At 76.9% G+C, this 22,870-nt stretch carries 21 protein-coding genes; 5 read left to right on the plus strand and 16 right to left on the minus strand.

Annotated elements, in window-relative coordinates; genetic code table 11:
- Nucleotides 1–7: 7 nt before the first annotated feature.
- Together AS188_RS13020 and AS188_RS13025 are read right to left on the minus strand one after the other, a co-directional pair.
- Complete coding sequence (locus AS188_RS13020) at nucleotides 8–1,186, minus strand: glycosyltransferase family 4 protein (RefSeq protein ID WP_058859211.1); 1,179 nt, start codon at nucleotides 1,184–1,186, stop codon at nucleotides 8–10.
- A 107-nt stretch (nucleotides 1,187–1,293) separates the two neighbouring features.
- Nucleotides 1,294–1,704 carry a hypothetical protein gene (locus tag AS188_RS13025; RefSeq protein WP_058859212.1) on the minus strand — a complete coding sequence of 137 codons (411 nt, stop codon included), beginning with the start codon at nucleotides 1,702–1,704 and terminating at the stop codon, nucleotides 1,294–1,296.
- 323 nt (nucleotides 1,705–2,027) lie between these two features.
- Between AS188_RS13025 and AS188_RS13030 the strand changes: the two genes are divergently transcribed.
- Nucleotides 2,028–2,276 (plus strand): WhiB family transcriptional regulator, encoded by a 249-nt coding sequence (locus tag AS188_RS13030; protein ID WP_017833636.1) that lies wholly within the window; start codon nucleotides 2,028–2,030, stop codon nucleotides 2,274–2,276.
- Between the two features lie 87 nt (nucleotides 2,277–2,363).
- Here the strand turns inward: AS188_RS13030 and AS188_RS13035 are convergent, their stop codons facing one another.
- The 3 genes from AS188_RS13035 to AS188_RS13045 are packed head-to-tail and all read right to left on the minus strand — an operon-like array spanning nucleotide 2,364 to nucleotide 5,968.
- Complete coding sequence (locus AS188_RS13035) at nucleotides 2,364–3,920, minus strand: sensor histidine kinase (RefSeq protein WP_058859213.1); 1,557 nt, start codon at nucleotides 3,918–3,920, stop codon at nucleotides 2,364–2,366.
- Nucleotides 3,921–3,968: 48 nt separating this feature from the next.
- On the minus strand, nucleotides 3,969–5,315 hold the full coding sequence (locus AS188_RS13040) for a CpaE/TadZ family protein (RefSeq protein ID WP_112254985.1): 1,347 nt from the start codon (nucleotides 5,313–5,315) through the stop codon (nucleotides 3,969–3,971).
- Nucleotides 5,312–5,968, minus strand: a complete 657-nt coding sequence (locus tag AS188_RS13045; RefSeq protein WP_058859214.1) for a hypothetical protein — start codon at nucleotides 5,966–5,968, stop codon at nucleotides 5,312–5,314. The genes AS188_RS13040 and AS188_RS13045 overlap by 4 nt, the downstream gene beginning before the upstream one ends.
- Nucleotides 5,969–6,227: 259 nt before the next feature.
- Here AS188_RS13045 and AS188_RS13050 point away from each other — a divergent pair, with 259 nt between their 5' ends.
- On the plus strand, nucleotides 6,228–6,443 hold the full coding sequence (locus AS188_RS13050; protein WP_058859215.1) for a helix-turn-helix domain-containing protein: 216 nt from the start codon (nucleotides 6,228–6,230) through the stop codon (nucleotides 6,441–6,443).
- Between the two features lie 12 nt (nucleotides 6,444–6,455).
- Here AS188_RS13050 and AS188_RS13055 read toward each other — a convergent pair whose 3' ends face one another.
- Nucleotides 6,456–7,019, minus strand: coding sequence for a hypothetical protein (locus tag AS188_RS13055; protein WP_058859216.1), 564 nt, complete (start codon nucleotides 7,017–7,019; stop codon nucleotides 6,456–6,458).
- Nucleotides 7,020–7,468: 449 nt separating this feature from the next.
- Between AS188_RS13055 and AS188_RS13060 the strand changes: the two genes are divergently transcribed.
- On the plus strand, nucleotides 7,469–8,413 hold the full coding sequence (locus tag AS188_RS13060) for a hypothetical protein (protein WP_058859217.1): 945 nt from the start codon (nucleotides 7,469–7,471) through the stop codon (nucleotides 8,411–8,413).
- Between the two features lie 38 nt (nucleotides 8,414–8,451).
- Nucleotides 8,452–8,970, plus strand: coding sequence for an Rv3235 family protein (locus AS188_RS13065; RefSeq protein WP_147050525.1), 519 nt, complete (start codon nucleotides 8,452–8,454; stop codon nucleotides 8,968–8,970).
- A 247-nt stretch (nucleotides 8,971–9,217) separates the two neighbouring features.
- Here AS188_RS13065 and secA read toward each other — a convergent pair whose 3' ends face one another.
- From secA to AS188_RS13115, 10 genes are all read right to left on the minus strand, one after another.
- Nucleotides 9,218–11,929, minus strand: coding sequence for a preprotein translocase subunit SecA (secA, locus tag AS188_RS13070; RefSeq protein WP_058859218.1), 2,712 nt, complete (start codon nucleotides 11,927–11,929; stop codon nucleotides 9,218–9,220).
- 167 nt (nucleotides 11,930–12,096) lie between these two features.
- A complete protein-coding gene (gene hpf, locus AS188_RS13075) occupies nucleotides 12,097–12,783 on the minus strand; it encodes a ribosome hibernation-promoting factor, HPF/YfiA family (RefSeq protein WP_083529594.1) in 687 nt (228 codons plus the stop codon).
- 103 nt (nucleotides 12,784–12,886) lie between these two features.
- Nucleotides 12,887–13,672 carry a ComF family protein gene (locus AS188_RS13080; RefSeq protein WP_058859219.1) on the minus strand — a complete coding sequence of 262 codons (786 nt, stop codon included), beginning with the start codon at nucleotides 13,670–13,672 and terminating at the stop codon, nucleotides 12,887–12,889.
- Nucleotides 13,673–13,899: 227 nt separating this feature from the next.
- The gene (locus tag AS188_RS13085) at nucleotides 13,900–15,618 is read right to left on the minus strand and encodes an LpqB family beta-propeller domain-containing protein (RefSeq protein ID WP_236944986.1); all 1,719 of its coding nucleotides are present in this window, start codon (nucleotides 15,616–15,618) and stop codon (nucleotides 13,900–13,902) included.
- Complete coding sequence (gene mtrB, locus AS188_RS13090) at nucleotides 15,615–17,510, minus strand: MtrAB system histidine kinase MtrB (protein WP_236944987.1); 1,896 nt, start codon at nucleotides 17,508–17,510, stop codon at nucleotides 15,615–15,617. Before mtrB ends, AS188_RS13085 begins: the two co-directional genes overlap by 4 nt.
- Nucleotides 17,507–18,190: an MtrAB system response regulator MtrA gene (gene mtrA / locus AS188_RS13095; protein ID WP_058859220.1), complete on the minus strand. Its 684-nt coding sequence runs from the start codon at nucleotides 18,188–18,190 to the stop codon at nucleotides 17,507–17,509. The genes mtrB and mtrA overlap by 4 nt, the downstream gene beginning before the upstream one ends.
- A 220-nt stretch (nucleotides 18,191–18,410) precedes the next feature.
- Entirely contained in the window at nucleotides 18,411–19,463 is a 1,053-nt protein-coding gene (locus AS188_RS16970; RefSeq protein ID WP_147050603.1) for a uroporphyrinogen decarboxylase/cobalamine-independent methonine synthase family protein, read from the minus strand.
- Nucleotides 19,460–19,861 carry a chorismate mutase gene (locus AS188_RS13105; RefSeq protein WP_058859221.1) on the minus strand — a complete coding sequence of 134 codons (402 nt, stop codon included), beginning with the start codon at nucleotides 19,859–19,861 and terminating at the stop codon, nucleotides 19,460–19,462. The genes AS188_RS16970 and AS188_RS13105 overlap by 4 nt, the downstream gene beginning before the upstream one ends.
- A 10-nt stretch (nucleotides 19,862–19,871) precedes the next feature.
- Nucleotides 19,872–21,071, minus strand: a complete 1,200-nt coding sequence (gene mnmA, locus AS188_RS13110) for a tRNA 2-thiouridine(34) synthase MnmA (protein ID WP_083529453.1) — start codon at nucleotides 21,069–21,071, stop codon at nucleotides 19,872–19,874.
- A gap of 70 nt (nucleotides 21,072–21,141) precedes the next feature.
- Entirely contained in the window at nucleotides 21,142–22,356 is a 1,215-nt protein-coding gene (locus AS188_RS13115; protein ID WP_058859223.1) for a cysteine desulfurase family protein, read from the minus strand.
- 42 nt (nucleotides 22,357–22,398) lie between these two features.
- Here AS188_RS13115 and AS188_RS13120 point away from each other — a divergent pair, with 42 nt between their 5' ends.
- Nucleotides 22,399–22,866 carry a tRNA (cytidine(34)-2'-O)-methyltransferase gene (locus tag AS188_RS13120; protein WP_058859224.1) on the plus strand — a complete coding sequence of 156 codons (468 nt, stop codon included), beginning with the start codon at nucleotides 22,399–22,401 and terminating at the stop codon, nucleotides 22,864–22,866.
- The last annotated feature ends 4 nt before the right edge of the window (nucleotides 22,867–22,870 follow it).

Below are 22,870 nucleotides of genomic sequence, written 5' to 3' on the forward strand. Positions count from 1 at the left end.
TACCTGATCACCGCTGCAGCCCCCGGAGCAGCCAGCGGGCGGCGAGGCGCCCGGAGGCCGCGAGGGAGGCGTGCTCGGCCGCCCACGCGGAGCGCTCGCGGCGCAGCCGGTCGTTCTCCTCGGCGCGCGCCGGGTCGGCGGCGCGGTCGAGGGCCTCGATCATGGCCGCGGCCACCGCGTGCGGGTCGTGGTCGACGACCGCGCCCAGGCCGTTGCGCTCGACGAGCTGCGCGGCCACCCCGGCGCCGGCGTAGATCACGGGCGTCCCGCACGCGGCGGCGGCGTAGATCTTGGTGGGCTTGGTGAAGTCGTAGCCGATGCCGGGGATCACGGCGCCCAGGGCCGCCACGGCCCCGCGGGTCCAGGCGGCGGTCTCCTCGGCGGGGCGCAGCCCCTCGAACACCACGCTGCCCGGGGCCAGCCGGCGGGCGACCTCCTCGACGCGCTCGATGTCGGAGCCCCGCCCGAGGAAGCGCAGCTGCGCCTCCGGGTGGACGGCGAGCACCTCGGGCAGGGCGCGCACGAGCACGTCCGCGCCCTGCCACTCCGACATGGACCCGGCGTAGACGAAGTACGGGGCCCCGGGCTCGGCCACGGGGCCGTCGGGGCGGAACACGTCGGTGTCGATGCCGTTCTCCGCGACGAGGATCTTCTCCCGGTCGACGCCGGTGACGGCCCGCAGCTCCTCGCCCATGGCCTCCGAGACGGTGAGCACGCCGGCGGCGCGCCGGGCGGCGAGGGTCTCCAGAAGGCGCATGGCCCGCTTCAGCAGCGGGGAGACGTCCATCTTCTCCGTGGCCGTGGTCCAGATGTCGGGGGCGTACCAGACGTAGGGTCGGCGGCGCAGCCACGAGGAGACGAGCACGGCCAGCCCGGTCGTGGGCGGCGGCTCGCTGACCACGAGGTCCGCGCGGGTGACGAGCAGGCGCAGCAGGACGGGCAGGTCGAAGCTGAGATAGGGCACGATCCCGCGCACGTAGTCGTAGCGGTCGCGCAGCACCGGCCAGCGCCGCACCGCGTAGGGCTCGGGCTCGACGGTCGTCGACGCCGGCGGGCGCGTGGTGAGCACGACGACCTCCGCGCCCTGCTCGGTCAGCCCGCGCGCGAGCGCGCGCAGGCGGAAGGAGGCCGCCGCGGGCTCGGGGGCGAAGATGCGGCTGACGATGACGATGCGGCGCGAGGGCACGGGACCACCTGTTCGGGGGAGTTTCGGGGACGCGTCGGGGCGGGCGCGACGACGACGGGGCCGACCGCGGCGGTACAACTGTACTGCCCGGTCCCCGCCGGTGCGGTTCAGCGCACGGTGCGGCTGGTCCAGGCCAGCACGGCGGGCCGGAACAGCAGCAGGAGCACCACCGCCGCCGGGAGCGCGAGCGCCAGCCCGGCCGCCCACTGCCCGCCCTGCAGCAGGGGCACGCCCAGCACGAGGAGGAACAGCTGGACCACGAGAGCCGCGGCGCGGGGCCACCGGTAGCCCCGCCACAGGCCGCGGGCGACCCGGTGCAGCCACAGGGCCCCGGCGAGGGCCACCACGAGCAGGAACACCGTGCCGCCCACCGTCAGCGGCTCCTCGGCGACCAGGGACCACAGCAGCCGCGCTCCCGCGAGCGCGAGGGCGAGGGCCTCGAGCAGCACGACGGCGGCGAGGACGGTGACGGCCCGCGGGCGGGGGCCCGGGGGCGTCGGGGCGGCCGTGGGGGTCACGGGGGTCTCCTTCGTGCGGGGTGCTCGTGCGGGCGGGGGCGTCCGGGGCCACCCCGGACGCCGGGGGCGCGGCCCGCCGGGGCGGGCCGGAGCGGGTCGGCAGGCGGCGGCGCCCGCCGTCCCGCGGTGTGAGGAAGACCTCACGGACGGGGGTGTGACAGGCGCCGCAGATCCCTTGTTCACCGGTCGTTCACGTGCCAGAGTAGACGTCAGTTCTCCACAAGGCCCGTGCGAAATGGGCCTTTTCTCTTGTCCCGGACCCTGTACAGCAGGACGCTCCGCCCTGCCCCGGGACCCGTCCTCGAAAGGAGCGATCGTCGACCATGGATTGGCGTAGTCGCGCTGCATGCCTGGAGAAGGATCCCGAGCTGTTCTTCCCCGTGGGCAACACCGGTCCTGCTCTCCTCCAGATCGAGGAGGCCAAGGCGGTCTGCCGGTCCTGCCCGGTGATGGACACCTGCCTCCAGTGGGCCCTCGAGTCCGGCCAGGACGCCGGCGTCTGGGGCGGGATGAGCGAGGACGAGCGCCGCGCGCTCAAGCGCCGCGCCGCCCGCGCCCGCCGCGCCTCCTGAGGACGGCACCCCCGACACGGCGCCGCTGAGCGGCGCCGGCGGCCGAGGACCGGGACCCCGCGGGGTCCCGGTCCTCGGCCGTTGCCGTCACGGCTCCTCGAGGCGCACGGAGACGGTCACCTCGGTGCCGCCGCCCTCCCGCGGGGCCCAGCGGATCGTGCCGTCGAGCTCGCTCGCGACCAGGGTCCGGACGATCTGCATGCCCAGGCCCTCGCCGGGGCCGGCCTGCCGGAACGCGGCGGCCCCGGACTCCTCGACGGCGGGCCGGCCCATCCCGGCCCCGTCGTCGCTGACCACGACCTCCAGACGGGGTCCGCCGTCCTCCGTCCCCGGGGTGCGCCGGGCCCCGAGGGTGACCGTGCCGGGGCGCCGGCCGAGGCCGTGCTCGACGGCGTTGGTCACGAGCTCGTTGATCACCAGCGCCAGCGGGGTCGCCAACCGGGCGGGCAGCTCCCCGAACTCCCCGATCATGCGGGTGCGCACGGACTGCTCCGGGGCGGCGACCTCGGCGGCGAGCCGGAACTGCCGCTCGATGAGCTCGTCGAAGTCGACGTTCTGGGTGAAGCTCTGCGAGAGGGTCTCGTGCACCAGGGCGATGGTCGCCACCCGGCGCATCGCCTGCTCGAGCCCGTGCCGGGCCTCGGGGGTGGTCATCCGCCGGGCCTGGAGCCGGAGCAGGGCCGAGACGGTCTGCAGGTTGTTCTTCACCCGGTGGTGGATCTCCCGCACGGTCGCCTCCTGGGAGACGAGGTCGAGGTCGCGCCGGCGCAGCTCGGTCACGTCCCGGCACAGCAGCAGGGCCCCGAACCGGCTCGAGCGGTCCTTCAGGGGCACGGAGCGGAACGAGATGCTCGCCCGGCTGCCCGAGACCTCGGTGCGCCACGGCATCCGGCCGGTCAGCACGGGCGCCAGGGTCTCGTCCGGGACGGACCCCGCCCCCAGCGCGGGCGGGACGAGGTCCATCAGCCGCTCCCCGACCAGCTCGCCGTCGATGCCCAGCCGGCGCAGGGACGAGTCCGCGTTGGGCGAGACGTAGACCACGCGGTCATCGGCGTCGAGGCGGATCGCCCCGTCCCCGACGCGGGGGGCGCCGCGGCGCGAGCCCGTGGGCGCGGAGAAGTCCGGCCACAGCCCCTCGTTGGCCATGCGCAGCAGCAGGTCGGCGGTCTCCCGGTAGACCAGCTCCTGGCGGGTGGCCCCCTCCCCGGCCCGGCGCCGGGTGTGCACGGTGAGCACGGCGAGGGTGCGTCCGTTGCGCACGAGCGGCACGGCCGTGACCTGGCGGGCGCCCTCACCGCGTCCGGCCCCGGCGCGCAGCGTGTCCGGGCGGCGGGCGACCCACGCCGCGCGCAGCGGCCCGGACAGCTCCGCCGGCAGCAGCTCCCCCACGAGGTCCTGGTGGAAGACGGTGGGGCCGGTCAGCGGGCGCACGTGGGCCAGGACCTCGAAGGCGCTGCCGGGGGCCGGCATGCCGCGGCCGTTGCCGCTGCCGGCCGCCGGGATGTAGTCCACCGGGAAGCTGAGGACCAGGTCGGCGAAGCCCAGGTCGGAGACGAGCTGCCAGTCGCCCACGAGCAGGTGGAGCCACTCGTAGTCCCCCGGCCCGAAGTCCTCGCTCCGCCTGAGCGGTTCGGTGAACGCCACGTCGCCTCCGGTTCTGCTCGGGCGGGCCGGCACGGTGCCGCCCCGGGATCAGCGGCGCAGCCGGCCCCGGATCCTCCGTCCCAGCGTAGTCCCGCGCGCCGGCACGGGCTGCTCCGCCGGGTCGCCGTCGCCGAGGACGCGGCCGGCCGCCCCGCGCAGGGCCTCGCGCACCGGGGCGCCGGGGGCGCTCTCGGCCAGGACGGCGCCCGCCAGCAGCGCCTCGTCGAGCGCGCCGGGGTCCCAGGGCAGGAACAGCTCGGGGGCGCCGCCGGGGCCGTAGCGGGCCCAGGCCTCGCGCACGGCGAGCTCGGGGTCGCGCCCCGCGGCCGCCCGGCGCACCTTGTTGACCACCACGAGCAGCCGGGCCTGCGGGGCGGCCGCGACCGCCTCCGGGAGGGCCTTCAGCAGCCGGGGGATCCCGACGGTGTCCGCGGCGCCCACCGCGACGACGACGTCGGCCCGCTCGAGCACCGTCAGGGCCGCGGCGTGCCGGCGGGGCGCGAGGGTGTCGAAGCTGAGCTCCTCGTCGGCCTCGAGCGCGAAGCCGCAGTCCACGACCGTGGCGGCGTACTCCCGGGCCGAGGCCCCGAGCACCGTCGCGACGGCCCCGGAGCGCAGCTCGGGCCAGCGGTCCTGGCGGGTCAGGCCGGTGAGCACCCCCAGGGTGCGCCCGGCGACCGCCACGTCGGCGACCGTGCGGCGCAGGGCGGCCCCGTCGAGGCGTCCCTGCTCGGCCAGCCGGCAGGCCTGGGCCAGCCCGGCCGCCTCGTCGAGCATGCCCAGCGAGGCCGCGACCGACGGGCCGTAGGTGTCGGCGTCCAGCAGGACCGTCTCCCGCCCGACCAGCGCCAGCTCCGCCGCGAGGTTGACGGCCACCGTGGTGCGCCCCGGGGCGCCCGTGGGGCCCCACACCGCCACGACGGGGCCGCGCGGACCGGTCGCCGCCGGGGGCTCCGCGGCGTCCTCGCCGCCCGTGGCCGCCGCCCCGTCCGGGACCGCACCTGCGCCGGCGGCCGCGCCCACCTCGGCGTAGCCTGCCGTCCCGGGGGCCCGCGCACCGTCGGCGACGGCCTTCTCCACCAGCCGGGCCGTCTCCTCCGGGCCGGCGGCCTCGGGCACGACGACGGCGCCCAGGGCGGCGAGGCGGCGGGCGTCGTGGCCCTCGAGCACCAGCAGCACGGCCCCGCCCAGCCGCAGCTGCTCGGCCAGGCTCGCGGTGAGCTCCTCGGCGCCCTCGGCCACGAGCACGGCCCGCGCCAGGCCCGTCCGGGCGGCGGCGAGCAGCTCGGCGAGGTCCAGGCAGCGCCGCACGACCGTCACGGGCCCGTGCAGCCGTTCGAGCCCGTCCACGAGCGGCCAGGTGGACACGCCCAGGGTGACCAGGGGCAGGCTCACGAAGTCCGTCCCGCCGGGTTCCACACGAGCGTGACCCGGGCGTCGTTGCCGAGGGCGTCCACGAGCTCCTCCATCGGCCCGTCCTCCACGAGCACGTGCACGACCGTGCCGCCGCCCGCGCCCAGCGCGGTCTGCTCGGCCTCCACGGAGGCGATCTCGGCGGCGGGCAGCAGCAGCCGGGCGGGCTCGAAGCCGCGCCCGGACCGCTGCGGGTCGGCCACCCACACGTCGACCCGGGACCCGGGGCCGGCCTCGTCGGGCAGCGGGTGGTCCACGGCGATGCCCACCGGCTTGCGGTCGAGCCGGTCGGCGTCGGCCAGCGCGGTGCGGGGCAGCAGCTCGCCGCCGGCGATGCGCTGGACGGCGACGGTGCCGGGGTCCGGGGCCGAGGCCGCCGGCAGGTAGCGCTCGGCGGAGTCCTGCAACCGCACGTCGACGGCCACCACGTCCTCCGCCGTGACCTCCTGGCCCACCGCGATGTCCCGGGCGGCGGCCCAGTAGGGCTCCGTGCGGTTGGTGGCGGCCACGACCGCCGCGACCCCGGCGATGGACAGCAGCACCAGCAGCAGGCCGGTGAGCAGCCTCGGGTCCCGCCAGGCGGGCCGCCGGAACCGGGCGCCTCCCGAGTGCGTGTCCCCGACCGTCGCGCTCATCCGCCGCCCGCCTCCCGTGCTCCGCCGTCGTCTCCCGGCGCACCCCCGGCGCGCACGTCGCCCACATTCTGCACGGACCCGGCCGGGCCCGGAACCGGCCGGTGCACAACTGGGGACAGCGCCGTCGCCCCGCGCCCACCGCGCGCGGCACGCCCGCCGCGCGCGGTGCAGGGGCGCGGCCGCTGTGGACGGGACCCCCGCGGGGGCGTTCGGTGGCAGACTGGGAGCCGGAGTGCACCCACGGACTAGGAGGCGGGGAATGACGCAGCAGCGCTTCCTGACCTTGGCGGACGTCGCCGAGATCCTCAACGTCTCGGCCTCGCAGGCCCGGGCGCTCGTGCGCAGCGGGGAGCTGCCCGCCATCCAGGTCGGCGGCCGCGGGCAGTGGCGGGTCGAGAAGGTCAAGCTCGAGGAGTACATTACCCGCGGTTACGAACGCACAGCCGAGGCCGTGCGCGCGGGCTCGCTGGACTGAGCCGCCGGCCCCTCAGTCCCCCGGGGTCGAGGACACGCACGCCAGGGCCGCGAACGGCAGGCTCCGCACCGCGCGCACGCTCCCGCGCCGTCGCCAGTCCTCGCCGGGGTGCAGGGCGAGGTCGGCGAAGTCGGCGCCCACCGCGTCGAGGGTGCCGTCGAGCACGCCGGACGGACCGGCCCCGGCGAGCCGCACGCGCACGCGGGCCCGCGCCCGGGCCAGCGTGCGCAGGGCGTGGCCGAGGCCCAGGCGCAGGGCGAGCACGTCGTCGCCCGGCGCCCACCGGCGCCCCGGCAGCTCCCACCACACCGGGGCGCCCAGGGGTACGAGGTGCTCCACGTCCCGCTCCGCGAGCTGGACCCACCCGGCCCCCAGGGACACGACCCGCCCCGCGACGGGGGCCCCGTCCGCCAGCAGGGCCCGCACGGGCTCCCCGTGGCACGCGCGCAGCCGGTCGGCGAGCAGCACCCGGGAGTACTCGGCCCGGGCCTGCTCCGCGGCCTCCGCCTCGAGCGCCTGCTGACCGGCGGCGGCCAGCTGGGCCTCCATGTCGGCGAACAGCTCGTCCCAGCGCACCGCGGTCCTCCTCGTCCGTCGTGTTCCCGCGCACCCCGTCGCGGAGCCGCTCACGCTAGGCGGGGCCCCCTGGGCCGTCAAGGACCGCCCCCGCCGCGGAGCCGCCCCCGCCGGGCGGGCCCCGGTGGACGTCAGGAACCGCGGGCGTCGCGGGGCCGCTCACGCCACGCGGCCGTCGAGGACCGTCCACGGACCCGGCCGCGGGTCTTTACACCCCGGCGCAGACGGTGGTAGCAATGCACCACGACGCAAAGAGCATCAAACAGCGTCAAACGTCATCGAACAGCATCACAGCGCCGGCGACGGCTCAGCGGTCCGCGTGGACCCGCCGCTCCCGCCCGTCGGCCCGATCGGGGGACGAGATGACCGGCACGGACCGCCCTGCACGGACGGGACCCGCACACGCCCGTGGCCCGGGAGCATCCGGGACACCGGTTCCCTGGTGGCCGGTGCTCGCGGTGCCGGTGCTCGGCACGGGACTCGCGGGGTGCGGTGCGGTGCTGCTCGGCGCGGGCCCCGCCCACGGCCCGCGGGGAGCAGGGGCGATCCTGGGCCTGGCGGCGGCCGCGGCAGGGTGCCTGCTGGTGCTCGCGTGGGCGGTCGCCGCGGCGCTCGCCCTGCTCGCCGTGCTCGCCCACCACCGCCGCTGGGAGCGCACCGGCCGGGTGTGCCGGCGGCTCTCCCCCGCGCTGCTGCGCCGGGCGGCGGTCGCGGTGCTGGGGCTGCAGCTGGTCGTGGTCCCGGCCGCCCGGGCGGACGCCGGGCCCTCCCCGTTCTGGCCCGAACCCACCCCGTCCGCCGGCCGCACGGCCGGGGAGACCGCACCCCCCGGACCCGGGACGGACTCCCCCGCCGGGAGCACGGCGGGGACCGCCGCACCGGAGGGCGCGTCCGGTCCCCCGCCGGGCGGGCCCCCGGACACCGGCCCGCCGCCGGAGCCGGGTCCCGGCGGGTCCCGGGCGGGCGGGTCCCCGGACGGCGCCCCGCCGTCGGGTTCCGGTCCCGCCGCCCCGGGTCCCCGTGCGGGCGAGGAGCCCGGGAGCGCCCCGTGGGACCGGCAGGCCGGGGACGCCCCGCAGCAGCCGCACGAGAGCCCCGGCGCCGGCGGCGCCCGCGGGCCGGAGCAGCTGGGCCGGGACCGCCCGGCACCCGGACTCGCCGCCGGGGACCTCGCGGCCCGGACGGTCGACGGGCTCGTCACGGTCCGGCGCGGGGACAGCCTGTGGTCCCTCGCCGCGGCCGCGCTCGGCCCCGGTGCCACCGACGCCGAGGTCGCCCGCACCTGGCCCCGCTGGCACGCCCTCAACCGCACCGTCCTCGGCGACGACCCCGACCGCCTGCTGCCCGGCCAGCAGCTCGAGGTCCCCGCCGGCCCGCCGTGCCGAGCCCCGTGAACCGCTGCCCTCCCTTCGCCCGAGTTCCAGGAGACGCCATGAGCACCACCGCAGGTTCCGATCCCGCCGCCCCGACCGTCCCGGCCCCGCGGCCGCCCGTGCCGGCCCGTGCACCCGCGGCATCCGGCCGGTCCGGCCCGCCCACGGCGCCGGGCGGCTACCGCTGGGGCGCGGCGCGCACCGTCACGGCGGGGCCCGGGGACGAGCAGTCCCGCGTCGCGGCGCTGGCGCGCTCGATCGGCCAGGCCGCCGTCGAGGTGCTCGGCGGCAGCCGCCCCGCGGCCCAGCTGGCGCGCTGGACCACACCGGAGATCGTGCAGCGCTTCCAGCTGCGCGCCGAGATGCTGCGGCTGCTCCAGGAGCAGTTCGAGAACAAGCCGCAGCTGCAGGAGCTCCACCGCAACCCGCACGTGCGCCGGTGCCGGGCCTGCCGGGTGCGCCCCGGCGTCTACGAGGTGGCCCTCGTCGTCGACGAGCCGCGGCGGGCCCGTGCGGTCGCCCTGCGGGTCGAGCGCCTCGGCCGAGGCTGGTGCGTCACCGAGCTCGAGGTCGGCTGAGCCCCGGGCGATCGGGGCGCACGGGACGCCGCCGGCCCCGGGCGAACGGACGGGCACCCACCGGCCACCGCAGGCCGCCCCGCGGTCCTGCGGCGGCCTCCGCGCCCCCCGCGGGACGCTGCCGCGGATCCCGGCGACGACCCCCGCGACCCTGCGGAGCATCCCCGCAGGTCCCGGCGGCATCCCGCCGGCCGGGACCGCCCTCAGGCCCCGCCGGCGCCCTCGTCGAGCGGAACCCTCCGCCCGGTCAGGACTCGGCGCCGCCGGCCCGGGCACGGGCGCGCCGGCCGGCGCGGTTGGGAGCGGCCTCGGCGCCCGGCGACCCGTCCGGGCGCTCGCCGTCCGCGCCGGAGGGGGCCGGCTCCACGTGGGTCTCCGTGCCGCCCGTCTCGTCGGGCGCGGAGTACTGCAGGAACTTCGGCTGGCGCGGGATCTGCAGGTCGACCGCCCCGCCGGCGCCGGCGCGCTGGCGCCGGATCTCCATCCGGAACAGGGTGCTCACGGTCTCCTCGCGGATGGCCTCCATCATCGCCTGGAACATCGCGTAGCCCTCCCGCTGGTACTCCACGAGCGGGTCGCGCTGGGCCATGGCGCGCAGGCCGATGCCCTCCTTGAGGTAGTCCATCTCGTAGAGGTGCTCGGGCCACTTGCGCCCGATCACCGACAGCAGCACGCGGCGCTCGAGGTTGCGCATCGCCTCGCTGCCGGCCTCCTCCTCCCGCTGGGCGTAGACGACCCGCGCGTCGGAGAGGATCTGCTCGCGCAGGAACTCCGCCGTGAGCCGGGTCCGCCCGCCGGCCTCCTCGACGACCTCGTCGACGGTGAGGGTCACCGGGTAGACCATGCGCAGGGCCTCCCACAGGTCCTCGAGGTCCCAGTCCTCGGGGTGGCCCGCCGAGGTGCGCTCCTGGACGGTCGAGGTGAGCACCTCCTCCACGAACTGGGCGATCTGCTCGTGCAGGTCGTCGCCCTCGAGCACCCGGCGCCGGTCCCGGTAGACCGCCTCGCGCTGGCGGTTGAGCACGTCGTCGTACTTGAGCACGTTCTTGCGCTGCTCGGCGTTGCGGCCCTCCACCTGGCTCTGGGCCGAGGCGATGGCCCGCGAGACGATCTTGTGCTCCAGGGCGGTGTCGTCGGGCGCGCCCGCCATCAGCCGCTGCGCGGCACCGGCGTTGAACAGGCGCATCAGGTCGTCGGCGAGGGAGAGGTAGAACCGCGACTCCCCCGGGTCCCCCTGGCGCCCGGAGCGCCCGCGCAGCTGATTGTCGATGCGCCGGGACTCGTGGCGCTCGGTGCCCAGGACGTAGAGCCCGCCGAGGCCGACGACCTCCTCGTGGGCGGCCTTCGTCTCCTCCTCGGCCCGGGCGAGGACCTCCGGCCAGACGCGCTCGTACTCCTCGGCGTCGCGCACCGGGTCCAGGCCGCGCTCGCGCATGCGCTCGACGGCGTTGAACTCGGCGTTGCCGCCGAGCATGATGTCGGTGCCGCGCCCGGCCATGTTCGTCGCAACCGTCACGGCGCCCCGGCGCCCGGCCTGGGCGACGATGGCCGCCTCGCGGGCGTGGTTCTTCGCGTTGAGCACCTCGTGCCGGACCCCGCGCTGCGCCAGCAGCTTGGAGAGGTACTCGCTCTTCTCGACCGAGACCGTTCCCACGAGCACCGGCTGGCCCTTGCGGTGGCGCTCCTCGATGTCCTTGACCACCGCGGCGAACTTCGCGACCTCGTTCTTGTAGACCAGGTCGGGGCGGTCGATGCGGGCCAGGGGCTTGTTGGTGGGGATCGCCACGACGCCGAGCCCGTAGGTGTTCATGAACTCCGCGGCCTCGGTCTCCGCGGTGCCGGTCATGCCCGCGAGCTTGTCGTAGAGGCGGAAGTAGTTCTGGAGGGTCACGGTGGCGAGGGTCTGGTTCTCGGCCTTGATCTCGACCTGCTCCTTGGCCTCGATGGCCTGGTGCATGCCCTCGTTGTAGCGCCGGCCGGCGAGGATGCGCCCGGTGTGCTCGTCGACGATCATGACCTCGCCCTTGAGCACCACGTAGTCCTTGTTGGCGCGGAAGAGCTCCTTGGCCTTGATCGCGTTGTTGAGGAAGCCGATCAGCGGGGTGTTCTGGGGCTCGTAGAGGTTCTCGATCCCGAGCCAGTCCTCGACCTTCTCGATCCCGGGCTCGAGCACGCCGACGGTGCGCTTCTTCTCGTCGACCTCGTAGTCGGTCCCCGGCACGAGCCGCTGGGCGAGACGGGCGAACTCGGTGTACCAGCGGTTGGCCTCCCCGGAGGCGGGCCCCGAGATGATCAGCGGGGTGCGGGCCTCGTCGATGAGGATCGAGTCGACCTCGTCGACGACCGCGAAGTGGTGCCCGCGCTGGACGAGCTCCTCCGGGGACCACGCCATGTTGTCGCGCAGGTAGTCGAAGCCGAACTCGTTGTTCGTCCCGTAGGTGATGTCCGCCGCGTACTGCGCCCGGCGGGTGGCGGGGTCCTGGTTGGCGAGGATCACCCCCGTCTCCATGCCGAGGAAGCGGTAGACGCGGCCCATGAGGTTCGCCTGGTACTCGGCCAGGTAGTCGTTGACCGTCACCACGTGCACGCCCTTGCCCGTGAGGGCGTTGAGGTAGGCCGGGGCCGTGGCCACGAGCGTCTTGCCCTCACCGGTCTTCATCTCGGCGATGTTGCCCAGGTGGAGGGCGGCCCCGCCCATGAGCTGGACGTCGTAGTGGCGCTGGCCGAGGGTGCGGGAGGCCGCCTCGCGCACCACGGCGAAGGCCTCCGGCAGCAGCCGGTCCAGGGACTCGCCGTCGGCCACGCGCGCGCGGAACGCGTCGGTCTCCGCGCGCAGCTCGGCGTCGCTGAGCTCCCGGAAGCTGTCCTCGAGGCTGTTGACGGCATCCGTGTAGGACCGCAGCCTCGACAGGACCTTCTTGTCCCCGGTCCTGAGGACCTTCTCCAGGATTGACGCCACGTGCAAGCTCCTCGGTGTCTCGTCGGCCGCACCGGAAGAGTTGGGGGTTCCGGCGCCGTCCTCCAGTCTACGGGAGGGGCCCCGGGCGCGGACGAGCCCGGCGGGCCGTGCCGCCGGGCTCGTCCGGCGCCGGGTCCGTCCCGGGCGCCGAAGGGTGTGCGGGAGGGTCAGCGCGCGGGCTCGGGCTGGTAGGCCCGCACGCTCTCCTCGGCCTCCTCGCCGTCCGGGCTGAGGCTGATCACGCCGTAGCTCCAGCCCTTGCGGCGGTAGACGGCGGAGGGTTCGCCGGTCTCCCGGTCGACGAACAGGAAGAAGTCGTGGCCGACGAGCTCCATGCGGTCCACGGCCTCGTCGACGCTCAGCTCGTCGGCGGGGAAGCGCTTGCGGCGGATCTCGACGGGGGTGACGGCGTCGGTGAGGCTGACGCTCTGGTCGAACGCGGCGGTCTCCGCCGCCGCGAGCTCCTCGGGGGTGGAGTAGATGGGGCCGGAACTCGGGACCACGGGCAGGGTGCCGGTGGCCTCGTGGACTGCCGTGGGGCGGTGCTGCCCGCGGTGCACCTTGCGACGGTCCCGGGCGCGGCGCAGCCGCTCCAGCAGCTTGCCGTAGGCCTCGTCGAAGGCCGCGAACTTGTCGTCGTTGCGCGCCTCGGCCCGCAGGACGGGACCGCGGCCGGTCACGGTGATCTCGACGCCCATGCCCTGGTGGCCGGGCAGGTCGTGCTCCTTGGTGACCTTGACATCAATGCGCTGGACCTTGTTGCCCAGCTCCTCGAACTTGACGACCTTCTCGGCGGCGTACTCCTTGAACCGCTCCGGTACGACGACGTTGCGCCCCATGACGTTCAGTTCCATGATGCCCTCCAGTTCTTCGGGGGTGACGTGGGCGGACGGGCCGCCCACCCGGGAGGTCGTGTTGCGTCCCGTGACTCAACGTTAGTCGAATCACACCCGGGGGTCACCCGGCCGGCGGCGTGGCGGGAGCCGAATCAGCGGTCGGCGGAACCGCCGGTGCGCGCACCGCCGCGAGCACCGCCGCGCCCACGACCACCGCCCCGGAGGCGGCCAGCGCGCGCCGGGCCTCGGCCAGCGTCGCCCCGGTCGTGAGGACGTCGTCGACGACGACGCACCGCCGCCCCGCGGCCACCGCCGCGCGCATCGTGCCCGCCGGGCGCGTGCGGCGGGCCGCGGCCCCGAGCCGCTTCTGCGCGGGTCCCGCCGGTGCTTCCCGGTTCCGGAGCGCACGGGCCACGACCGTGCCGGCGGGCAGCACCCCGCGGCGTCCTGCCTCGTCCAGGAGCACGGCGACGGGGTCGAACCAGCGCCGGCGCAGGGCCGCCGGCGCGGTGGGCACGGGGACGAGCAGGACCGGGCGCCCGTCCGCGGCGGGCGCCTCCCACTGTGCGGCGCCCGTGTGCAGGGCGGTGGCCAGGCAGGCCGCGAGCACGGGTCCCAGGTCGGTGCGCCCGCCGTTCTTGAAGGCGAGCAGGCACGCGGCCAGCTCGTGGCCGTAGCGCCCCGCGGCCACGACCGGCAGCGGGGGCTCCAGCAGGGGTGCGGCGGCGGAGACCTCGGCGGGGCGCGCGCAGGAGCGGCGCAGCCGGGCGCGGCAGCCCCGGCACAGCGGGACCCCCGGGGCGCGGCACACGGCGCACTCGACCGGCACGAGCACCTCGGCGGCCTCGGCCAGGCGGCGGAGGGCGCGGGCGGCGGTGCGGTCGAGGGCGGCGGGGTCCGGGGGCACGGGCCCATCCTCGCCGGCACCGGCGCACCGCGCACCCCGCGCGCCGCGCCTGTGGAGGACCGGTGGGCGCGGCCGCGGGCTGCCGGTCCCGCCGAGCCCGGGGCGGGACCGCGCCGACCGGAACGGACCCGCGGGGCCGTGCCCGCCCACCGGCCGCGGCGCGAGGTCCGGTGCCGGCGGCGGGTCCGCGCCCCGTCGTCGTCCCGCGCCGGCCCCGGCCGGGGCGTTCAGCCGGCGAAGGCGGGGTCGCGCACCTCGTCGTCCTGGGGGGCCCAGGCGCTGCCCGTGAGCATGTGCAGCGTGCCGTCGGCCAGCGCGTAGACCGCGGAGGGGCCGTTGCCGGCGCTGAGCCCGGTCAGCCCGCCGATGGCGGGCAGCTCCTCGTACTGTCCCGAGACGTCGTAGATCCGGGGGCGCACGGGGTCGGCGCCGCCCAGCGGGGCGGCGACGAACTCGCGGTCGCTCAGCCACAGGGCGATGTCGGCGTCGACGTCGGCGGCCACCCGGTACGGCTCGTTGAGCCGGCGGGGCGTGCCGTCGCCGTCGCGCACGATCCCGGCGAGCCACAGCTGCGAGACGCCGTCCTGCTGGGTGACCACGAGCGCACGGGTGCCGCCGCGGGAGACGCGCAGGGAGGTCACGGTGCGCGCCGCGAGCCACTGCGCCTCGACCCGCACGGGCTCCCCGCCGCGGGCCGGGGCCCGCACGGCCCGGACCGTCCCGGCGGAGTCGGCGGTCCACACCCAGCCGTGCTCGTCGAAGCTGGGACGGGTCAGGCCCGTCCCGCTGTAGCGCTCCGCGGGCTGCTCGCCGCGGGCGAGGGTGACCAGCGAGCCGTCGGCGCCGTCGACGACGGCGAAGTGCTCGGCGGCCGCGTCCATCGCCGGCAGGGACGGCTGGAGCGCGTCGAGGACGGGCAGGCCCGGGACGGGCTCCGTCTGACCGCCCTGGTAGAAGACGAGCTGCCGGTCGACCAGCCCGACCTGGCGGGAGGGGACGGTGACCTCGTCGGCGAGCTCCGGCTCCCCCCGTGCGGCGCCGAGCTCGACGGGGGCGCCGTCGACGACCAGCTCGACGGAGTCGACGGACTCCAGCTGGGCGAGGCTGAGCAGCAGCTGCTCGTGCATCCTGCGGTTGACCTCGAGGTCGGCCGGGTCGAAGTCCGGCACGCTCAGCTCCACGGTCGCCGTGCCGTCCTGCACGGGCACCGCCGAGCCGGCGAGGGTCGTGCCGGTCGGGAAGGAGGTGCTCACGGCGCCGCGCAGGTAGGCCGCGGGCCCGTTGAGCAGGGCCCGGACGATCGACGTCGACACCGGGGTGCGCTCCGGGAACCAGCGCGGGTCGACCACCGCGTTGGACAGGTCGGGGTCGGCGAAGTAGAGCTCGTGGGGCTCGAAGATGTCCTCGAAGTCCGAGGGGGTCAGCAGCGTGGCGTCGGGGGCCTCGGCGATCCGCCACTGCCCGTCCACCTGGACGACCTCGAAGTCGAGCACCTCGGTGGAGCCGGCGGGCTTGCGCTCCATGACACCGGTGGCGCCGACGACGGCGGAGACCTCGACGTTGAGCCGGTACTGGCCGTCCTCCAGCCGGGGCACGAGCGAGGGCTCGCCCCGGTGCACGAGCGTGCGCGCGTCCGGGTGCCAGGTGGCGGCCAGCTCGGGGGTCAGGTACTCGCGGGCCACCGAGTAGTCGTCGGCGACCCCGGTGCCGGCCGCGAGGAAGCCCTCCACGACCTGCTCCGGGCCGGCCCCCGGCACGGGCCCGGCGGGGTCCACGAGGTAGGTGGGGCGGGCCTCGGTGGCCGTGGGGCTGGGCTCCGCGTGGCGGTGCACCGGCCCGGAGCGGGGCATGGCGCCGCATCCGGTGACGACCACCCCGAGCACCAGGGCCGTCGCCGCGGCCCCGGTCCTCGCCCGCCGGGCGGCCCGGCCGCTGCGGGCCGTCACGGCCGCGGCCCCGCGGGACCGTCCGCGCGCACCGGAGCCTGCGGCCCCGCACCACCGGCTGCCGCACCACCGGGTGGCGCAGCGCCGGGCGCCTGTGCGGGCCGGCCGGCGGCGGGCTCCTCCGGGGCGGGCGCAGCGGTCTGCGGGCCGGACGCCGGCACCGGGTCCGCCGCGGGCGGGTCCCCGGCACGGTCCCCGGCCGCCGCGCCGTCCGGTCCCGTCCCGGGCCCGGCGGGCTCCGCGGGGCCCGGGACGAGCACGAGCGTGCCCGTCGGGGTGGTCCCGGCGCGCTCCGGCAGCTCCGCGGCGGCCGGGGGCAGCGGCAGCGGGCTGGGGTCCTCCGGTCCCAGGCGGCGGCCCTGCACGCGCGGCAGCGTCAGCCGGAAGCACGCCCCCTCCCCCGGCGCACCCCACACGTCGAGGCGCCCGCCGTGCAGGCGCGTGTCCTCGGTGGCGATCGCCAGCCCGAGCCCGGTGCCGCCGGTCGTGCGGGCCCGGGCGGGGTCGGCGCGCCAGAAGCGGTTGAACACCTTCTCGGCCTCCTCCTCGGTCATGCCGATGCCGTGGTCGCGCACCGCGACGGCCACCACCGCGTCCGCCTCGGCGACGACCACCTCGACCGGCCGGCCCTCGCCGTGCTCGAGGGCGTTGACCACGAGGTTGCGCAGGATCCGCTCGAGCCGCCGCGGGTCGCCCTGGACCGTGCAGCGGGTCAGGCCCGAGCGCACGGTGATCACCGACCCGGAGGACACGGCGAGCGGGGCGGCGGCCTCGACGACGTCCTGGATCACGGAGAACAGCTCCACGTTGGCGACCTCGAGGCGGGCCGCGCCGGCGTCGAAGCGGTCGACCTGGTGGTAGAGCAGCTCCGCGGAGCGGCGGTTGACGGGGTCGAAGTCCTCGCGGGCGTTGAAGAGCACCTCCGCGGCCATCCGCACGGTCGTCAGCGGGGTGCGCAGCTCGTGGGAGACGTCGGAGACGAAGGTCTGCTGCATCGAGGACAGCTGCTCGAGCTGGACGATCTGCTCCTGCAGGCTGTCGGCCATGCGGTTGAAGGAGCGGGCCAGGCGGGCGACCTCGTGGGCGCCGCTGACGGGCATGCGCACGCCCAGGTCGCCCTCGGCCAGCAGCTCGGCGACCCGGGCGGTGCTCGTCACGGGCCGGACCACCTCGCGGGTCACGTACCACACGATCGCCCCGACGAGCAGCAGCAGCACCACCACGGACAGCAGCAGCACCGCGTGCATGGCGTCCAGGGTGCGCTGCGGGTCGGAGAAGTCGTAGACGAGGTAGAGCCCGTAGCGGGCGTTCTGCTGCAGCTCCACGACGGTGCCCACGACGATGACCGGGACCTCGTCCCCGTTCTCGCTCATCGGCACGGAGGCGGGCTGCCAGTACACGCCGTCCTGGGCGGCCAGCCGCTCCTGCAGCTCCGGGGGCACCGTGCTGGAGGTCATCCAGGGGCTCTGGCTCTGGGCGGGGATCAGGGCCTGGCCGCTGGTGTAGTCCATCGGCACGAGGATCCACCGCCGCTGGGCGTCCGAGCCGTCGGTGGACAGCGCCCCCAGGGTCGAGGCGGCCAGGGCCTGCAGCTCGTCGCGGTCGGCGGCGTCGGAGGCGTCGAAGCTGGCCTGGACGTCCTCGAAGTCCGCGCTCGCCCCGGCCAGCACCTGCTCGAGCCGGTCGCTGAAGAGGCGGTCGGCGATCTGGTGGGACAGGAAGCTGCCGGTGACGAAGAACGCCAGGGCGGTCAGCGACAGCGCGACGGCGAGCGCCCGGAACTGCAGGGACTGCCGCCAGCGGCGGGCGACCAGCGTCCGGCCCAGGCGCAGCCGCCGGCCCAGGCGACCGGATGCGCTCCGCCGGGTGCGGGCGGCCTCCGGTGCGGTCATCGGGGGGTCGGGCCCGCCTTGTAGCCGACCCCGCGCACCGTCACGACGATCTCCGGGTTCTCCGGGTCCTTCTCGACCTTGGCGCGCAGGCGCTGCACGTGCACGTTGACCAGCCGGGTGTCGGCGGCGTGCTGGTAGCCCCAGACGTCGCGCAGCAGCATCTCGCGGGAGAAGACCTGGTGCGGGGCGCGGGCGAGCGCGGTGAGCAGGTCGAACTCCAGCGGGGTGAGGTTGATCTCGTGGTCGCCGCGCCGGACGCTGTGGCCGGTGACGTCGATGGTGACGTCGCCGATGCGCAGCTCCGCGGCGTTGGCGCGCTCGACGGGCCGCAGGCGGGCCCTGACGCGGGCGACGAGCTCGGCGGGCTTGAAGGGCTTGGGGACGTAGTCGTCGGCGCCGGCCTCGAGACCGCGCACGACGTCGACGGTGTCGGACTTGGCGGTGAGCATGACCACGGGCACGTCGGAGACGGCGCGGATCTCGCGGCAGACCTGGATGCCGTCCTTGCCCGGGAGCATCAGGTCGAGCAGCAGCAGGTCGGGCTCCACCGCCCGGAAGGTCTCCACGGCGGTGGCGCCGTCGTAGCAGAAGACCGGCTCGAAGCCCTCGGAGGTCAGGACGATCCCGATCATCTCCGACAGGGCGGCGTCGTCGTCGACGACCAGGATTCGCGCGTTCATCGCCTCTCCGCTGGTGTGGTGCGGGCCGGACCGGGGACGGGCTCCCGCCGCGGTCCCGGGAGGTCCGGGGCGCGGTGGTGGACCGGTCGGCTGCGCGGGCGCGCCGCGGAACGGTCCGCCGGCAGGGTCCGCGAGCACGGTCCACCTGCATTGTGTCCGATTCCCGGGCGGTGGCGCACCCCGGGGCGCAACGTGTCGGTCCGGGGGTCCCCGCCCCGGCTCACGCCTCGGCCGCCGTGCGGGCGAGGGCCTCGGCCGTGGCCGTGACGAGGGCGAGGACCGCCCGCACCCCGGCCGGGTCCAGGGCCCCGAGCTCCGCACGCGGGGTGATCCGCACCCGGTCCAGGGCGGCGGCGGGCAGGCCGACGTCCCGCCAGGACCGCCACAGCCCGGCCGCCGCCGCGCGGGCGCCACCGGTGCCCGCGGGCACCGGCACGGCGCCCAGCCACAGCTCGAGCCCGGCCTCCACGAGGGCCGCGACGGGCTCCCACTCGCGGGCGGAGCCGGCGGGCGCGTCGAGGACCAGGGCGTCGGCGCCGGTCTCGGCGGCGGTGCGGGGGTCGGTCCCGGCCGGGGGGCGCACGCCGACGCCGGCGGCGCCCGCGGACCGGGCCGCCTCCACGACGAGGACCAGCGCCGCGCGGGCCTCGGCGGCGGGCACCGCCCGCAGCGTGCGCAGGCCGCTCGCGGTGGGCAGGCTGCCGGCGAGCACGCGGTCCAGCAGCGGCTCGTCGAGCTGGACCACCACGTCCCGGCCGGCCGCGGCCGCGGCGACGGCGCGCACGTGCTCGCCGATGCCGGCGGCGAGGGACGCGGCGACGTCCCGCCGTGCCCCGTGGTCCCTGACCGCCCGCTCCCCCGCGTGCAGGTGCAGCTCGGCGGCGAGGCTGACCGGTCCGAGCAGCTGGGTCTTCACGGGGGCGTCGTCGGGGCCGGTCTCGGCGCCGACGACGTCGGCGAGGACGTTGACGTCGCTGCCCAGCAGCGCGCGCGCCGCCCGGGAGTCCTTGCCCGGGGTGCCCGACACGCGCCAGCCGTGCGGCTGCCGGTCGGCGTGCAGCTCCTCGAGCACCGCCGCCGTGCGCGCCACGGGCCCGGCCACCGGGCCGCGGTCGGGCAGGACGGGGAGGAAGGAGAGGTGGGGGGCGCCGAGCTCCCCGCGCAGGAGGGTGACCGCCTCGAGCACGTCCGTGCCCGGGAGCACCCCGAGCGCCGTGCCGGTGACCCGGGGCGGGCCGTCGTGGCCGGCGCCGGTGGACTCGCCGCGGCTCACGGGGTGCCGTCGTCCCGGCGCCGGTGGTCCTCGGAGATCGCCACGTGGTGGCGGATGACCTCGCTGATGATGAAGTTCAGGAACTTCTCCGCGAACTCGGGGTCGAGCTGGGCGGAGGCCGCGAGGGCGCGCAGGCGGCCGATCTGGGCGGCCTCGCGGTCGGGGTCGCCGGCGGGCAGGCCGTGGGCGGCCTTGAGCACGCCGACGCGCTGGGTGGCGCGGAAGCGCTCGGCGAGCATGTGCACGAGGGCGGCGTCGATGTTGTCGATGGTGCCGCGGATGGCCTGCAGCTCGGCGAGCACGGCCGGGTCGGCCTCGCCGTGGAGGGAGGAGGCCTCGGGGTCGAAGTCGCGGTGCGCGCGGACGTCGGCGGGGGCGTTGTCGTGCAGTGCGCTCATGGGCGCCAGTCTATCGGCCGGTGGCGGGCCCGCCCGCGCCGGCGGCCGGGCGGGCCGGGGACCGGGTCGCGGAGACGGTGGCCTGCCCGAGCACCCGGGTCCCCTGGTAGAGCACGACCGACTGCCCCGGGGCGACACCGTTCATCGGCTCGTCGAGGCGGACCACGAGCTCGGGGACGGGCTCGGTGTCCGGGCCCTCGACCAGCTCCAGCCGGGCGCGCGCGGGGACCGGGTCCCCGTGGGCGCGCACCTGGGCGAGGACGGGGAACGACGACGACGTGCGCCCCGCCTCGCGCGGGCCCTGCAGCAGCTGCTCGGCCTCGGGCACGGGACGCCCGGCCCAGCTGGGGCGGATCCCGCGCAGCTCGTCGACGGCCAGCGCCTCCCTGGGGCCCACCACGACCTCGTTGTCCTTGGGCCGGATCTCCAGCACGAACCGGGGCCGGCCGTCGGGGGCGGGGGTGCCGATGCGCAGGCCCTTGCGCTGGCCGACGGTGAAGGCGTGGGCGCCGGGGTGGGTGCCCACGACGGCGCCCGCGGCGTCCTTGATCTCGCCCTCGGCGGGCGGGATCCGCTCGGCCAGCCACCCGCGGGTGTCGCCGTCGGGGATGAAGCAGATGTCGTGGGAGTCGGGCTTGCTCGCCACGGACAGCCCGCGGCGGGCGGCCTCGGCTCGGACCTCGGCCTTGGACGGGGTCTCGGCCAGCGGCAGCAGCACGTGCTCGAGCTGCTGGGCGGTGAGCACGCCGAGCACGTAGGACTGGTCCTTGGCCCAGTCCGCGGCGCGGTGCAGCTCGCGGTGCCCGCCGGGGCCCTCGACGACCTTGGCGTAGTGGCCGGTGCACACGGCGTCGAAGCCCAGGGCGAGGGCCTTCTCGAGCAGGGCCGCGAACTTGATCCGCTCGTTGCAGCGCAGGCACGGGTTGGGGGTGCGCCCGGCGGCGTACTCGGCGACGAAGTCGTCGACGACCTCGGCCTGGAAGCGCTCGGAGAAGTCCCACACGTAGTAGGGGATGCCCAGCAGGTCGGCCGCGCGCCAGGCGTCGCGGGAGTCCTCGACGGTGCAGCACCCGCGGGAGCCCGTGCGCAGGGTGCCGGGGGCGCGGGAGAGGGCGAGGTGGACGCCGGTGACGTCGTGGCCGGCGTCGACGGCGCGGGCCGCCGCCACGGCCGAGTCGACGCCGCCGCTCATGGCTGCCAGTACGCGCACGGTGGGTCTTGCCTCCGGTTCTTCGGTGGGGTGCGGGGGTCCGTGGCCTCAACGGGGGCCGGGGGCAGGACTATTCCCGGCCGGGGCCGGGGGCCCCGGAGAGCCCCGCGCGCAGGGCCCGGTCGTGCACCTCGGGCAGCACCGCGAGCAGCGCGTCGACGTCGGCCTCGGTGCTGGTGCGCCCGAGGCTGAACCGCTGGGCGCCGCGGGCGGCGGTCTCGTCGAGGCCCATCGCCAGGAGCACGGCGGAGGCCCGCGGCACCCCGGCGTGGCAGGCCGAGCCGGTCGAGGAGGCGATCCCGGCGCCGTCGAGCAGGAACAGCAGGGAGTCGCCCTCGCAGCCCGGGAAGGTGAAGTGGGCCAGGCCGGGCAGCCGGTCCTCGCCGGGACCGCGGGTGCGGGGTCCGCGGGGCACGGCGTCCGGCACGATCCGCAGCACGCCGTCGACGAGCCGGTCGCGGAGCCGGGCGAGCCGGGCCGCCTCGGTCTCCCGCTCGGCGGCGGCCTCGCGGGCGGCGGCGCCGAAGCCGGCCAGGGCCGCGGCGTCGAGGGTCCCGGAGCGCACCCTGCGCTCCTGCCCGCCGCCGTGGAGGACCGGCTCGAGGCCGACCCCGCGGCCGGCCACGAGCGCGCCGGCGCCGACGGGGCCGCCGATCTTGTGCGCCGAGACCGCGAGCGTGGTCAGCCCGGGCAGCCGGGCGTCGACGGGCAGGACGCCGAAGGCCTGGACGGCGTCGCAGTGGAACGGCACCCCGGCCTCGGCGGCGAGCCGCCCGAGCTCGGCGACCGGCTGGACGGTGCCGACCTCGTTGTTGGCCCACATCACCGCGAGCAGCGCCACGGCGGCCGGGTCCCGGGCGATCTCGGCCCGGACCCGCTCGGGGTCCACCCGCCCCTGCGCGTCGACGGGCAGCCACACGGCCTCGGCGCCCTCGTGGGCGGCCAGCCACTCGGCGGTCTCGGCCACGGCGGCGTGCTCGACGGCGGAGACGAGGATCCGCCGCCGCCGCGGGTCCTCGGCGCGCCGGCGGCGGTAGAGGCCCTGGACGGCCAGGTTGTCGGCCTCGGTGCCCCCGGAGGTCAGGACGACCTCGACGGGGTCCGCGTTCAGGGCGGCCGCGACGTCCTCGCGGGCCTGCTCGACGACGGCGCGCGCCGCCCGCCCCGGCCCGTGCAGCGAGGAGGGGTTGCCGCCGCGGGCGAGCTGGTCGGTGAGCGCCGCGAGCGCGGCCGGACGCAGGGGTGCGGTGGCGGCGTGGTCGAGGTAGACGGCGGGGCGGGCCATCCCCCCAGTCTAGGCGGGCCCGCGGCTCCGTAGACTGGCCGGATGCTCCGCATCCTCTTCCACACCCCCGAGATCCCGGGCAACACGGGCAACGCCATCCGCCTCGCCGCCGTGACCGGCGCCGAGCTGCACCTGGTGGAGCCGCTGGGCTTCGGCTTCGCCGACGCCCACCTGCGGCGGGCCGGACTGGACTACCACGACCTCGCGGTGCTCACGGTCCACCCCGACCTCGACAGCGCGTGGGCGGCGCTGGTCCCGGAGCGGGTGTTCGCGTTCACCACCGACGGCGAGCTCGCCCACACGGAGATCGCCTACCGGGACGGCGACGTGCTGCTGTTCGGCCGGGAGTCCGACGGGCTGCCCGCGGAGGTCAAGGCGGACCCGCACGTCACCGCGCGGGTCCGGATCCCGATGCTGCCCGCGCGCCGGTCGCTGAACCTCGCCAACGCCGCCTCGATCGCCGTCTACGAGGCGTGGCGCCAGCTGGGCTTCGCCGGCGCGGGGCGCTGAGGGC

It is taken from the genome of Kocuria flava, from assembly GCF_001482365.1.
In the GTDB taxonomy this organism is placed as follows: Bacteria; Actinomycetota; Actinomycetes; order Actinomycetales; family Micrococcaceae; genus Kocuria; species Kocuria flava.